Origin of the sequence: Pseudorhodoferax sp. (assembly GCF_047601025.1) — a bacterium.
Lineage (GTDB): Bacteria > Pseudomonadota > Gammaproteobacteria > Burkholderiales > Burkholderiaceae_C > Pseudorhodoferax.
In genome coordinates, this window is the sequence record NZ_JASGJZ010000001.1 from 1,455,906 (window position 1) to 1,469,339 (window position 13,434).

Annotated in this window: 13 protein-coding genes; 3 read left to right on the plus strand and 10 right to left on the minus strand. The window is 74.1% G+C overall.

Features of this window, described 5'->3' with window-relative positions; translation table 11 throughout:
* The 7 genes from QM782_RS06830 to radA all read right to left on the minus strand — a co-directional run bounded on the left by QM782_RS06830 (position 1) and on the right by radA (position 5,606).
* Positions 1–339, minus strand: coding sequence for a hypothetical protein (locus QM782_RS06830; RefSeq protein WP_415202162.1), 339 nt, complete (start codon positions 337–339; stop codon positions 1–3).
* Between the two features lie 2 nt (positions 340–341).
* Positions 342–1,367: an NAD(P)H-dependent flavin oxidoreductase gene (locus tag QM782_RS06835; protein WP_415202163.1), complete on the minus strand. Its 1,026-nt coding sequence runs from the start codon at positions 1,365–1,367 to the stop codon at positions 342–344.
* Between the two features lie 21 nt (positions 1,368–1,388).
* Positions 1,389–2,393 (minus strand): lipopolysaccharide heptosyltransferase II, encoded by a 1,005-nt coding sequence (gene waaF, locus QM782_RS06840; protein ID WP_415205604.1) that lies wholly within the window; start codon positions 2,391–2,393, stop codon positions 1,389–1,391.
* A 205-nt stretch (positions 2,394–2,598) separates the two neighbouring features.
* Complete coding sequence (locus QM782_RS06845; RefSeq protein WP_415202164.1) at positions 2,599–2,808, minus strand: zinc-finger domain-containing protein; 210 nt, start codon at positions 2,806–2,808, stop codon at positions 2,599–2,601.
* A 5-nt stretch (positions 2,809–2,813) separates the two neighbouring features.
* Positions 2,814–3,758 carry a branched-chain amino acid transaminase gene (locus tag QM782_RS06850; RefSeq protein ID WP_415202165.1) on the minus strand — a complete coding sequence of 315 codons (945 nt, stop codon included), beginning with the start codon at positions 3,756–3,758 and terminating at the stop codon, positions 2,814–2,816.
* Between the two features lie 58 nt (positions 3,759–3,816).
* Positions 3,817–4,233, minus strand: a complete 417-nt coding sequence (locus QM782_RS06855) for a glycerate kinase (RefSeq protein ID WP_415202166.1) — start codon at positions 4,231–4,233, stop codon at positions 3,817–3,819.
* A gap of 11 nt (positions 4,234–4,244) precedes the next feature.
* A complete protein-coding gene (gene radA / locus QM782_RS06860) occupies positions 4,245–5,606 on the minus strand; it encodes a DNA repair protein RadA (protein WP_415202167.1) in 1,362 nt (453 codons plus the stop codon).
* Between the two features lie 78 nt (positions 5,607–5,684).
* On the opposite strand from radA, the gene QM782_RS06865 reads away from it, so the two are divergent.
* Positions 5,685–8,429: a diguanylate cyclase domain-containing protein gene (locus tag QM782_RS06865; RefSeq protein WP_415202168.1), complete on the plus strand. Its 2,745-nt coding sequence runs from the start codon at positions 5,685–5,687 to the stop codon at positions 8,427–8,429.
* A gap of 52 nt (positions 8,430–8,481) precedes the next feature.
* Here the strand turns inward: QM782_RS06865 and QM782_RS06870 are convergent, their stop codons facing one another.
* From QM782_RS06870 to QM782_RS06880, 3 genes are all read right to left on the minus strand, one after another.
* Positions 8,482–9,450, minus strand: coding sequence for a Bug family tripartite tricarboxylate transporter substrate binding protein (locus tag QM782_RS06870; protein WP_415202169.1), 969 nt, complete (start codon positions 9,448–9,450; stop codon positions 8,482–8,484).
* A gap of 25 nt (positions 9,451–9,475) precedes the next feature.
* Positions 9,476–10,912, minus strand: a complete 1,437-nt coding sequence (locus QM782_RS06875) for an NAD-dependent succinate-semialdehyde dehydrogenase (protein WP_415202170.1) — start codon at positions 10,910–10,912, stop codon at positions 9,476–9,478.
* Between the two features lie 96 nt (positions 10,913–11,008).
* Positions 11,009–11,200: a hypothetical protein gene (locus tag QM782_RS06880; RefSeq protein WP_415202171.1), complete on the minus strand. Its 192-nt coding sequence runs from the start codon at positions 11,198–11,200 to the stop codon at positions 11,009–11,011.
* A gap of 218 nt (positions 11,201–11,418) precedes the next feature.
* Here QM782_RS06880 and QM782_RS06885 point away from each other — a divergent pair, with 218 nt between their 5' ends.
* Positions 11,419–12,408: a Bug family tripartite tricarboxylate transporter substrate binding protein gene (locus tag QM782_RS06885; RefSeq protein WP_415202172.1), complete on the plus strand. Its 990-nt coding sequence runs from the start codon at positions 11,419–11,421 to the stop codon at positions 12,406–12,408.
* Position 12,409: 1 nt separating this feature from the next.
* Positions 12,410–13,399 (plus strand): 2-dehydropantoate 2-reductase, encoded by a 990-nt coding sequence (locus QM782_RS06890; RefSeq protein WP_415202173.1) that lies wholly within the window; start codon positions 12,410–12,412, stop codon positions 13,397–13,399.
* The last annotated feature ends 35 nt before the right edge of the window (positions 13,400–13,434 follow it).

Below are 13,434 nucleotides of genomic sequence, written 5' to 3' on the forward strand. Positions count from 1 at the left end.
TCAGCCGCGCCGGCCCGGCCCCGCGCCCTCCGCGGCCAGGAATGCCGGCTGCGGCCATTCCAGCAGCTCGGCCGTGCGGGCCACCACCCAGTTCGCCTCCGGCGGCTCCACGCCGCTGCCCGGCTGCAGCAGGCCCGTCCAGCAGCGGCGCAGCACCTCCTGCCTGGACAGGTCGTGCCTGTGCTCCAGGGCAGCGCACAGCGTGGTCATCTGCACCGCCATGTCCTCGCACAGGTCGTGGCGCGCCTCGACGTGCGCGCGCGGGGCCGTGGGCCGGCCGTGGGCGCTGTACAAGGCCATGAAGGCCGACGGGATCAGCGTCTGGTTCGGGTCTTCCATGCCTAGGCTCCGGCCAGCGCGCGCGTCAGCCGCGCCGCGCTGGGCTCGCCGCAGCCGCTGCGGTTCTGGCCCGACCACAGCGGCGTGAAATCCGCCAGGCCCTGCGCCTCGGCCCTGGCGCGCAGCGGCGCCAGCGCGGCCGTGGCGGTCGGAAAGGCGGGCGCGTCCTCGCTCATCGCGCCGACCTCGCGGATCAGCCGGTTCACGATGCCGCGCGCCGGCCGGCCGGTGAACAGCCGCGTCAGCACGGTGGGCGCCGCCGGGTCGCGCAGCGCGGCGCGGTGCAGCGCGCCGGTCTCGGCCTCGTCGCAGCACAGGTAGGCGGTGCCGACCTGCACCGCCGCGGCGCCCAGCGCCAGCGCGGCGCGCACGCCGCGCGCGTCGGCGATGCCCCCGGCCGCGACCACCGGGACCGACACCGCGTCGACGAGCTGCGGCAGCAGCGCCATCGTGCCGCTCTGCAGCGCCAGATCGTCGGACAGGAAATGCCCGCGGTGGCCGCCGGCCTCCAGGCCCTGGGCGATGACCGCTTCGGCGCCGTGGCGCTGCAGCCACACGCCTTCGGCCACCGTGGTCGCCGACGACCAGACCTGCGCGCCCAGCGCCTTCACGCGCGCCAGCAGCCCGGGCGCCGGCAGGCCGAAGTGGAAGCTGACGACGGCCGGGCGGAATTCCTCCAGCACCTCGGCGATCGCCGCGCTGAACGGCTGGCGGCCGGCGCCGGCCGGCACCGTGGCCGGGTCGATGCCGTGCTCGGCGAAGTACGGCGCCAGCCGCGCGCGCCAGCGCGCCTCGGCCGCCGCGTCGGCCGCCGGCGGCTGGTGCGCGAAGAAATTGACGTTGTACGGCGCGCCGCGCACCTGGGCGGCCAGCGCCTGCAGTTCGGCGCGCAGCCCGGCCGCGTCGAACATCGCGCCGGGCAGCGAGCCCAGGCCGCCGGCCGCGCAGACCGCGGCCGCCAGCCGGTGGCGCTGCGAACCGGCCATCGGCGCCTGGACGATCGGCAGTTCGGTTCCGGGAAAGGCCATGGCGAGTCTCCTACTGGGGGGTCAGGCCAGCGCGGCCAGCACGCGCGCCGGCGCGAGGTCGGCCATGCAGCGCGTGTGGCCGAGCGGGCATTCGCGCTCGAAACAGGGCGCGCAGTCCAGCGGCGGCTGGTAGCCGGGATCGCGCTTGAGCCACAGCACGGCGGCGCGGTCGTTCAGCGGCGGCGTGTGCTCGGGGCTGGTCGAGCCGTAGACGGCGACCTGCGGGACGCCGAAGGCGGCGGCCACGTGCATCAGGCCCGAGTCGTTGGACACCACGCTGCGCGCGCCGGCGATCAGCGCGAACGCATCGGCCAGCGCCGTGCCGCCGGCCAGGTTGACGCAGCGGCCGGGCACCCGGGCGTTGGCGGCGTCGGCGATCTGCGCGCACAGCGCCTGCTCCTTGCCCGAGCCCAGCAGCAGCACCGGCAGCGCCAGCTCGGCGGCCAGCGCGGCGTAGTGCTCCGGCGGCCAGCGCTTGGACGGGCCGAACTCGGCGCCCGGCGCGAACACGTGGTAGCCGCCACGCGCCAGCCCCCGGGCCTGCAGCACGGCGTCGGCCTGCGCGGCGGGCAGCTGCAATTGCGGCCGGTCGTGCGCGACGTCGGTGTCGCCCGACAGCGCCGAATAGAACGCCACCATCGGCGGCCGCTGCCCCTTGGGCGGATTGCGCAGCCGGTGCGTCAGCAGGACCACGCGCGCCTCGCCCTGGTAGCCGACGCGGCGCGGGATGCCGGCCAGGAACGGCAGCAGCGCGCTCTTGGCCGAGTTCGGCAGCACGTAGGCGCAGTCGAAACGGCCGCGCAGCGTGCGCGCCAGCTGCCGGCGCGCCCTGAACTGCAGGCCGCCGTGCTGGAACGGGAAGTCGATGACCTCGGCGACCTGCGGCATCGCGCGGTAGACCGGCGCCACCCAGGGCAGCGCGCCGACGGTCAGCCGCTCGCCGCGCGCCTGCAGCCGCCGCAGCAGCGGCTCGGTCATCACCGCGTCGCCGATCCACTGCGGCGCGATGACCAGGGACTGCATCAGCGGGAAGGCGTTGAAAGTTGCGAACGCACCGATCGCGCCCACAGCGGGGTGCGCCGGGCCCCAGGCGCAGGCCGCCGCCCGGAGGGGTGCCAGGGCGACTGCACCACCCGCCGGGGGCTTGGCGCGCCCCGGCCCCGGCAATGGCGATGCGAGTGGACGCTCATCGGGGGCCTCGCGTGGGCGTGAGGAATGCGTTCGCCGCGGCTCAGTGCGCGGCGCCGAAGTGCTCGCCGGCCTTGAGCCTGTAGGTCGTGCCGCAGTACGGGCACCTGGCCTCGCCGGTCTTGGCGACGTCCAGGTAGACCCGGGGGTGCGTGTTCCACAGCTGCATGCCGGCCTTGGGCGTGGGGCAGAACACGCCGCCCTGGTCGTTCAGATCCTTGGCCAGCAGCTCGACGGTGGCGGTGGTGCTCATGGTGTTCAGACCTTGGTCAGCCAGTGGGCGTACTTGGGGTTGCGGCCGTTCACGATGTCGAAGAACGCGTTCTGGATCTTCTCGGTCACCGGGCCGCGCGCGCCGATGCCGATCTGCACGCGGTCGAGCTCGCGGATCGGCGTGACCTCGGCCGCGGTGCCGGTGAAGAAGGCCTCGTCGGCGATGTAGACCTCGTCGCGCGTGATGCGCTTTTGCACTACGTCGATGCCCAGATCCTTGGCGATGTGCAGCACGGTGTTGCGCGTGATGCCGTTCAGCGCGCCGGCGGACAGGTCGGGCGTGTAGATCGTGCCGTCCTTGACCACGAAGATGTTCTCGCCCGCGCCTTCGCTGACGAAGCCGGCGGAATCGAGCAGCAGCGCCTCGTCGTAGCCGTCGTCCGTGGCCTCGGTGTTGGCCAGGATGGAGTTGCTGTAGTTGCTGACGGCCTTGGCCTGCGTCATCGTGATGTTGACGTGGTGGCGGGTGTAGCTGGAGGTCTTGACGCGGATGCCGCGCTGCATGCCTTCCTCGCCCAGGTAGGCGCCCCAGGCCCAGGCCGCGATCATGGCGTGGATGGTGTTGCCCTTGGGGCTGACGCCCAGCTTTTCCGAGCCGATCCACACCAGCGGGCGCAGGTAGCAGCTGGCCAGCTTGTTCTCGCGCACCACCGCCAGCTGCGCCTGGTTGAATTCCTCCTGGCTGAACGGGATCCGCATGCGCAGGATCTTGGCGCTGTTGAACAGGCGCTGGGTGTGCTCCTGCAGGCGGAACACCGCCGTACCGTTCACCGTGTCGTAGGCGCGCACGCCCTCGAACACGCCGCAGCCGTAGTGCAGCGTGTGGGTCAGCACGTGGATCTTCGCGTCGCGCCAGTCGACCATCTGGCCATCCATCCAGATCTTGCCGTCGCGGTCGGCCATGGAGGGCGCGGGGGGAATAAGGCTCATGATGCGCGAAGTCCTTTGCTGGGAAGCGGTCTGTGTGAGGGGCGGAAAACCGGCGATTTTACGGCGCGCCATCCGCGCCGGCAGGCGCCGGCGGCCGCGTGAGCCGCCACTCCACCAGCCGGCCGTCCTGGAAGGTGCAGTCCACGTAGGAGCCGCCCTTGTCGCGCCAGCGGTAGACCTCGGGCTGCTGCTCGCCGGGCGTCAGGCGCTCGCCCAGCGCGCGCGTCATGGCCACCACGTGCAGCAGGTTCACGCGCGGCTTGAGCTTGGCGTTCAGCATCACGGCGCTGCCGACGTAGCCGATCGGCCGGTCCGCCGCGCGGCGCATCACCGTCATCAGCCGCGTGATGTGCAGCAGCGCCCACATCACGATGCCGCCGCCGACCAGGGCCGCGCCGGGCCAGCCGTATTCGCGGAACGCGACAGCCAGCACCACCAGGCCGGCCAGGGGGACGAGGATCTTGCTGAACTGCATGGCGGCGATTGTCACCCGCGCAGCACCGCCACCGCCTCGTCCACGCGGTCCACCGCATGGATCGTCAAGCCCTCGATCGGCCGCTTCGGCGCGTTGGCCCTGGGCACCACGGCGACCGAGAAACCGAGCTTGGCCGCCTCGCGCAGCCGCTCCTGCCCGCGCGGCGCGGGCCGCACCTCGCCGGCCAGGCCGACCTCGCCGAAGGCCGCGAAGCCCTTGGGCAGCGGCTTGCCGCGCAGGCTGCTGGTGATAGCCAGCAGCACCGCCAGGTCGGCCGCCGGCTCGCCGATGCGCACGCCGCCGACCGCGTTGACGAACACGTCCTGGTCCAGGCAGGCCACGCCGGCGTGGCGGTGCAGCACCGCCAGCAGCATCGCCAGGCGGTCGCGGTCCAGGCCCACAGACAGCCGGCGCGGGCTGGGCCCGCCGCTGTCCACCAGCGCCTGGATCTCCACCAGCAGCGGCCGCGTGCCCTCCAGCGTGACCAGCACGCAGCTGCCGGGCACCGGCTCGGCGTGCTGGCTCAGGAAGATCGCGCTCGGGTTGCTGACACCCTTCAGGCCGCGCTCGGTCATCGCGAACACGCCGATCTCGTTGACCGCGCCGAAGCGGTTCTTGATCGCGCGCACCAGGCGGAAGCTGCTGTGCGTGTCGCCCTCGAAGTACAGCACCGTGTCGACCATGTGCTCCAGCACGCGCGGGCCGGCCAGCGCACCCTCCTTGGTCACGTGGCCGACCAGCACGATGGCGCTGCCGCCGGCCTTGGCCGCGCGCGTCAGGTGCGCCGCGCACTCGCGCACCTGGGCCACCGAGCCGGGCGCGGAGGTCAGCTGCTCGCTGTAGATGGTCTGGATCGAGTCGATCACCGCCACGCCGGGCCGGTGCGCCTGCAGCGTGGCGAGGATCTTCTCCAGCTGCGTCTCCGCCAGCACCGGGACCTGGCTGCGCTCCAGCCCCAGCCGGCGCGAGCGCAGCGCCACCTGGGCGCCGCTTTCCTCGCCGGTCACGTACAGCGTGGGCAGGCCGGCGCGCTGCAGCGCGTCCAGCGCCTGCAGCAGCAGCGTGGACTTGCCGATGCCCGGGTCGCCGCCGATCAGCACCACGCCGCCCTCGACGATGCCGCCGCCGAGCACGCGGTCCAGCTCCTCCTGCCCGGTCGGCGTGCGCGCCACCTCGGCCGCCTCGATGTCGGCCAGCACCTGCAGCGCGCCGGCGGGCGCCAGCGCGGCGAAGCGGTTCTTCGCGCCGCCGGCCGGCTGCGCCACGGTTTCCACCAGCGTGTTCCAGGCCTGGCAGTGCGGGCACTTGCCGAGCCACTTGGGGCTGGTGCCGCCGCATTCGCTGCAGCTGAAGATGGTCTTGTCCCTGGACATCGGGCGACTATAGCCAGCGGCCGCGCCGGCCGCCCCCTGTGCTACGCTGGCGGGCTGCCCCACCCGGGAGGACATGCCATGCCGCGGTCGAGCGAGGCGCAGCAACACGAACCGGATGCCCCCACCGCCCCGCCGGTGCCGACGCGCACCGTGCGGCTGCGTACCGTACTGGTGGCGCTGCTGGTCGCGGCAGTGGCCCCGGCGCTGGGCATGGCCGCCTTCGCGCTCTGGCAGTCGGCCGACGCGCAGCGCCAGGCTTCGGCCTCGCGGCTGGCCGACACGGCCCGCGCCCTGGCGCACACGCTGGAAGGCGAACTCAAGACCAAGGCCTCGCTGCTGCAGGCGATGGCCAGCGGCATCGGCAGCGGCGGCATCGGGCTGGCGCAGGCCCAGGCCTGGCTGGACGGCCTGCGCACCGGCCAGGCGCGCTTCGTGCTGTCGTACGAGGACGGCGCCGGGCCGTCCGCGGCGCCCGCGCTGCCGCCGCAGCTGGTGCGCGACGGGCTGCGGCACGGCGGCGTGTCGCTGTCCGACCTGTTCATCCCGGCCGCCGGAGAGGCGCCGGCCGTGGCGCTGTCGGTGCCGCTGCCGCTGCAGGAGGGGCAGGCGGCCCTGCTGTCGCTGGTGCAGCCGGCCACCCAGCTGCTGAGCCTGGCGCCGCAGCGGACCCGCACCGAGGAAGCGCTGCTGGTGGCGGTGACCGACGGCCAGGGCCGGCTGGTCGCGCGCTCGCGCGACGGCAACCGGCTGGTGGGCCAGCAGATGCCCGACTGGAACCGGCTCAAGGCGGCCAATATGCGCAGCGGGCAGATCGACGCCACCACGGCCGAGGGCGGCCGGGTGGTGCTGAGCTACGAGACGCTGGCCGCCACCCCGGGCTGGGTGGTGGCGGTGGCCGAGCCGCGCACCCTCTTCGACCAGACCTGGCAGCGGCCGCTGCTGCAGCTGGCGGCGGCCGGGGCCATCGGCACGCTGGTGGCGCTGCTGGCGGCGGCCTGGCTGTCGCGCACGATCGTCCGGCCGGTGCACGACCTCGCGCGCAACGCCGAGGCGGTAGCCGCCGCGCCGGACGGCCAGGTGCCGTCCCTGGCGCTGGCGCGGCCGAGCGCGATCACCGAATTCGAGTCCATGCGCCACAGCATCGAGGCCGCGCAGGCCGCGCTGCACGCGCGCGCCGAGACCGAGCGCCGCAACAGCGCGGCCCTGGCGCTGAACGCGCTGCGCTACCGCACGCTGGCGCGCACCGGCGCCGTGGTGCTGTGGCGCGGCACGCCGGACGGCCGGCTGACCGCGGTGGACGGCTGGTCGCTGCTGACCGGCGAGCCGGACGAGGCGGCCCTGGGCCATGGCTGGCAGCGGCGCATGCATCCGGAGGACCAGGTGGCGCTGCAGCCGCCGGCCGGCACGCACATGGACCTGGAATTCCGCGTCGCGCGCGCCGACGGCAGCTGGTGCTGGGTGCGTGGCCGCGGCGCGGCCGTGCCGTCCGACGACGGCGTGGTGCGCGAATGGGTCGGCGTGCTGGAGGACGTCAGCGAGCGCCACCGCGCCCAGGCCCGCGTGGCCCACATGGCGCTGCACGACGCGCTGACCGACCTGCCCAACCGGGTCGAGTTCCGCAACCGGCTGAACGCCGCGATCCGGCGCGCCGGCCGCGGCGAGGCCGGCGCCGTGCTGTACATCGACCTGGACCGCTTCAAGGCGGTCAACGACACGCTGGGCCATCCGGCCGGCGATGCGCTGCTGCTGGCCGTGACGGCCCGGCTGCGCGCGCTGCTGCGCCAGGACGACACGGTGGCGCGGCTGGCCGGCGACGAGTTCGCGATCATCCAGTCGCCGCTGGGCTCGCCGGCCGCCGCGGCCGGGCTGGCGGAGCGCGTGGTCAGGAGCCTGAGCGCGCCCTACGACATCGCCGGCCACCGGGTGCTGATCGGCGCCAGCGTGGGCATCATGCCGATCCAGGACGGCCGGCACAGCGCCGACCAGCTGCTCAAGTACGCCGACCTGGCCCTGTACCGCGCCAAGCAGGAAGGCCGCGGCCGCTACGCCTTCTTCGAGCCGGGCATGGACGCCCGCATGCAGGCGCGCCGCCAGGCCGAGCTGGAGCTGCGCGACGCGCTGGAGCGCGGCGAGTTCGCGCTGGCCTACGCGCCCCTGGTCGACGCCGCGCGCCGGCTGTGCGGCGTGGCCGCGCTGCTGCACTGGAACCACCCACGCCGCGGGCACCTGCCCGCGGCCGAGTTCATGCCGCTGGCCGACGAGCTGGGCCTGTCGGGCCGGCTGGTGGAATGGGCGCTGGCGCGCACCTGCCACGAGCTGGCCGCCTGGCCCGACTGCCCCAAGGCCGCGCTGGACATCTCGCCGGCGCTGCGCTGGGGCGTGCCGATGGCGCAGCGCTGGATCGAGCAGGCCCTCGGCTCCGCCGCACTGGCGCCGCCACGCCTGGAACTGGAGATCACCGAATGCGCGCTGATGGCGTACCCGGAGACGGCCGGCCGGCTGCTGCAACTGCTGCGCGCCCGCGGCGTGCGCACCGCGCTGACCGGCTTCGGCGCCGCCCGCTCGGCGCTGGGCCTGCTGCTGCAGCTGCCGGTGGACAGGCTGCAGCTCGACCCGGCGCTGCTGCAGGGCGGCCCGGCGGGCGTGCAGGCGATGGCGCTGCTGTGCGCGCAGCGCGGCATCGTGCTCGGCGCCGAAGGCGTGGACGGCGACGCGCTGGCCGCGCTGGCCGGCCCGCACATGCCGGTGGAGCTGCAGGACCACCCGTGCGCGGCCGAGGCCGTGCCGCCGGCCGGCCACGGCCTGCTGCCGGCCGCGGCGTGAACCGCATCGGAAGCGGCGCATGCATCGGGCGCAGGGCCCGCTCACGGCCTCGCTACTCGATGGTCGCGCCCGACGCCTGGACGATGCCCTTCCACTTCTGGTAGTCGCTCTTGACCAGCGCGCCGAACTGCTCGGCGCTCATGCGCTGCACCTCGGCGCCCTGGGCCTGGATCGCGGCCACGGTGTCGGGCATGGCCAGCAGCCGGTCGACCTCGGCGTGCACCGTGGCGACGATCGCCGCCGGCGCGCCGGCCGGCAGGAACAGGCCGTACCAGGTGCTGACGTCGAAGTCCTTGTAGCCGAGCTCGGCCACGGTCGGGATCTCCGGCGCGCTGGAACTGCGCCGGGCCGAGGTCACCGCCAGCGCGCGCAGCTTGCCGGACTTGAGCTGCCCGATGGCCGAGGGCAGCGAGGAAACCATCAGGTCCACGTTGCCGGCCAGCACGTCCATCATCGCCGGGTTGGAGCCCTTGTAGGGCACGTGGCGGATATTGATGCCGGCGGCGGTCTTGAAGATCTCGCCGGCCAGGTGGATGGTGGTGCCGTTGCCGGGCGAACCGTAGGTGATGGCATCCGGCGCGTTGCGCGCCGCGGACACCACGTCGCCCAGGGTCTTGAAGCGCGAGGTGCTGGCCGTGACGATGACCACCGGCGTATACGCCACGTGGGCCACGGCGATGAGGTCGCGCGTGGGGTCGTAGGACAGGTTCTTGTACAGCCAGGGCGCGACGACCAGGTTGTCCTTCTGGCCCATGACCATCTCGTAGCCGGTCGGCGCGGCACGCACCGCCTCGGCGATGCCCACGGTGCCGCCGGCGCCGGCGCGGTTCTCCGCCACCACGGTCCACTTGGCGTGCTCGGTCAGCTTGGTCGCGATCAGGCGCGACAGGATGTCGGTGCCGCCGCCGGGCGGGAACGGCACGATCAGGCGGATCGGCTTGGACGGGTAGGCCTGCGCCAGGGCCAGGCCGGGCGCCAGCGCGCCGGCCGCCAGCGCGCTGCAGAAGCTGCGACGGAACATCTCGTTCTCTCCTCGTTGTGAATGTTCAGACGTTGGTGATCGACACGGCACGCGTGTTCAGGTAGGCCTCCATCGCCTCGGGGCCGCCCTCGGAGCCGTAGCCGGAATCCTTGATGCCGCCGAACGGCAGCTCGGCCGAGGGCGAGGCCGGCTGGTTGACCCACAGCATGCCGACCTCCACGCGCTGCGACAGCAGGTGCGCGTTCTTCAGCGAGCGCGTGTAGGCATAGCCGGCCAGGCCGTAGGCCAGGCGGTTGGCCTCGGCGATGGCCTCCTCCAGCTGGTCGAACGGGCGGATCGCGGCCATCGGGCCGAACGGCTCGTCGTTGAACACCCGGGCGCCGAGCGGCACGTCGTTCAGGATGGTCGGCTGCCAGAAGTTGCCGGCCTCGCCGATGCGCTCGCCGCCGGCCAGCAGCCGCGCGCCCTGCTCGACGGCGTCGCGCGTCAGCTCGGCCATGGCCGTCAGGCGGCGCGGGTTGGCCAGCGGGCCCATCTGCGTGCCGTCGGCCAGGCCATCGCCGACCTGCAGGCCGCGCGCGTAGGCCGTCAGCGCCTCGGCGAACTCGTTCTGCACGCTGCGGTGCACCAGGAAGCGCGTGGGCGAGATGCAGACCTGCCCGGCGTTGCGGAACTTGGCGGCGCCGGCGGCCTTGACGGCGAGCTGCACGTCGGCGTCCTCGCAGACGATCACCGGCGCATGGCCGCCCAGCTCCATGGTCACGCGCTTCATGTGCTGGCCGGCCAGCGCCGCCAGCTGCTTGCCCACCGGCGTGGAGCCGGTGAAGGTGACCTTGCGGACGACGGGGTGCGGGATCAGGTAGGCGGAGATCTCGGCCGGGTTGCCGTAGACCAGGCCGACCACGCCGGCCGGCACGCCGGCATCCGCGAAGGCGCGGATCAGCGCGGCCGGCGCGGCCGGCGTCTCCTCGGGCGCCTTCACCAGCATGGAGCAGCCGCTGGCCAGCGCCGCCGACAGCTTGCGCACGACCTGGTTGATCGGGAAGTTCCAGGGCGTGAACGCCGCCACCGGGCCGACCGGGTCCTTGAGCACCAGCTGGCGGACCGCGAGGCTGCGCGAAGGCACGATGCGGCCGTACACGCGCAGGCCCTCGTCGGCGAACCATTCGATGATGTCGGCCGAGGCCAGCGCCTCGGCCCGGGCCTCGGGCAGCGGCTTGCCGTTCTCCTGCGTCAGCACGGCGGCGATGGCCTCGGCGCGCTCGCGCATCAGCGCGGCGGCGCGGCGCATGGTCCTGGCGCGCTCGATGGCCGGCACGTCGCGCCAGACCTCGAAGCCCTTCTGCGCCGCCGCCAGGGCGCGGTCCAGGTCGGCGATGCCGGCGTGCGCCACGCGCCCGATCTCCCGGCCCGTGGCCGGGTTGAACACGGCCAGCGTGCGGCCGTCGGCCGCGTCCTGCCACTGGCCGTCGATGAACAGTTGGGTGCTGGGGTAGGTCATGGGAAAGCTCCTGCGGACTCGGCAACGGAAAAGCGAACCGGCGATTGTCCACCGTTCCGGCGCGGGCCCGCAGGGGCGGGAAAGGGGCGGCGCGCGTCAGCGCGGCGCCTGCTGCGCGCGCAGGCGGGCGAGCTGGCGCATCAGCCGGTCGATGGCGTCGGCGTCGGGCTCCGGCTCGCACTGCAACTCGAACAGCCGCTCGCGCAGCTGGCGGATCCGCCGCGCGTGCCGCGGCGGCAGCGGGGTGGACGTGGACGAAGAGGCGGCGGAGTCGGCCAGGGCGTGCATGCGCCCATGGTCCGGCCCCGCGCGCGGCCGCGCCATCGCACGATGGCGCATGCGCGTGTAGGCGCAGGCCTGCACGGCACGCGGCGGCGGCCACCGCGCGGCGGCGGCCGGCACAGGAAAACACCCGTAGCCGCCCCGCGGGGCGGCGCCAACAATAGCGCGCCGCGCGGGGCCGCCCCCCCGCCGCGCCCCCCATCACCACCCCGAGGAGAACACCCATGCCCATGAACCGACGCCACCTGCTGCACGGCGCGGGCGCCGGCGCGCTGCTGGCCGCCATCGGCCGCCAGGCGCTGGCCCAGTCGCACCCCGAGCTGCTGCGCATCGTCACCGGCTTCGCGGCCGGCGGCACGTCCGACGCCATCTGCCGCCGCGTGGCCACGCAGCTGGCGCCCAGCTATGCCAGGACGGCCGTGGTCGAGAACCGCACCGGCGCCGGCGGGCAGATCGCGATCCAGTTCGTCAAGTCGGCCGCGCCGGACGGCGCCACGCTGCTGCAGACGCCCACGTCCATGCTGACGATCTACCCGCACATCTACAAGAAGCTGCCGTACGACGCCCAGACCGACCTGGCGCCGGTGTCGCTGGGCTGCGTGTTCGACTTCGGCCTGGCCGTGGGGCCGGCCGTGCCGGCCACGGTCCGCAGCGTGCCGGAGTTCCTGGCCTGGGCCAAGGCCAACCCGCAGGGCGCCAGCTTCGGCTCGCCGGCCGCCGGCTCCACGCCGCACTTCATCGGCGCGCTGCTGGGCCGCAGCGCCGGCGTGGAGCTCCGGCACGCGGCCTACCGCGGCACGCAGCCGGCCATGCTGGACCTGCTGGGCGGCAACATCTCGGCCGTGTCCGGCCCGATCGGCGACATCACCCAGCACCTGGCCAGCGGCAAGGTGCGCATCCTGGGCGTCTCCGGCACGCGGCGCAGCCGCTTCGCGCCCGGCGTGCCCACCTTTGAGGAGCAGGGCATCAAGGACGGCACGCACAGCGAGTGGTTCGCCTTCTTCCTGCCCGCCCGGACACCCGCCGACACCGTGCAGCGCCTGAACGCGGCGCTGCGCGTGGCGCTGGCGCACCAGGACGTGGCGGACGGCCTGGCCACCTTCGGGCTGGAGGCGATGTCCTCCACGCCGGCCGAGCTGGCCGAGCTGGTGCAGCGCGACACGGCCAAGTGGGGGCCGATCGTGCAGGCCATCGGCTTCACCGCGGAGGGCTGAGGTGGCCGTGCGCTTCGACCGCGTCTGCGTGTTCGGCGCCGGCGCCATCGGCGGCTGGATCGGCACCCGGCTGGCGCTGGCCGGCTGCACGCTGGCCGCCGTGGCCCGCGGCGCCACGCTGCAGGCGCTGCAGCAGCACGGCCTGCGGCTGGAGCAGGACGGCCAGGCGCTGCAGGTGCCGGTGCAGGCCAGCGCCGACGCGGCCGCGCTCGGCCCGCAGGACCTGGTGCTGGTCGCCGTCAAGGCCCCGGCGATGGCCGCCGTGGCACAGGCCATCGGCCCGCTGCTGGGGCCGGACACGGTGGTGCTGACGGCCATGAACGGCGTGCCGTGGTGGTTCTTCCAGGGCTTCGGCGGCGCCTGCGCCGGCCGCCGGCTGGACAGCGTGGACCCCGGCGGGCGCATCGCCGCCGCGATCCCGGCCGCGCAGGTGCTGGGCTGCGTGGTGCACGCCAGCTGCGCGCTGCGGGGGCCGGGCCACGTGCAGCACCACTTCGGCAACCAGCTGATCCTGGGCGAGCCCGCCGGCGGCGGCAGCGACCGCGTGCAGGCGCTGGCCGCGCTGCTGGCGCGCGCCGGCATCGAGACCCAGGTCTCCGCGCAGATCCAGAAGGACTGCTGGTACAAGCTGTGGGGCAACATGACGGTGAACCCGATCAGCGCGATCACCGGCGCCACCACCGACAAGATCATGGACGACGAACTGGTGCGCGGCTTCGTCACCGCCGTGATGCTGGAGGCCCGGGAGATCGGCGCGCGCATCGGCATCCCGATCGCGCAGCAGCCCGAGGACCGGCATGCCGTCACGCGCCGGCTCGGCGCGTTCAAGACCTCGATGCTGCAGGACGTGGAGGCCGGCCGCCCGGTGGAGCTGGACGCGCTGGTCGGCGCGGTGCGCGAGCTGGGGCAGATGACCGGCACACCGACGCCGTTCACCGACGCGCTGCTGGGCGTGACGCGGCTGCGGATGCGGGAGCTGGGGCTGTATTGAGGATGCGCGGGCCTGGGGCTTGCGGCAACATGGGG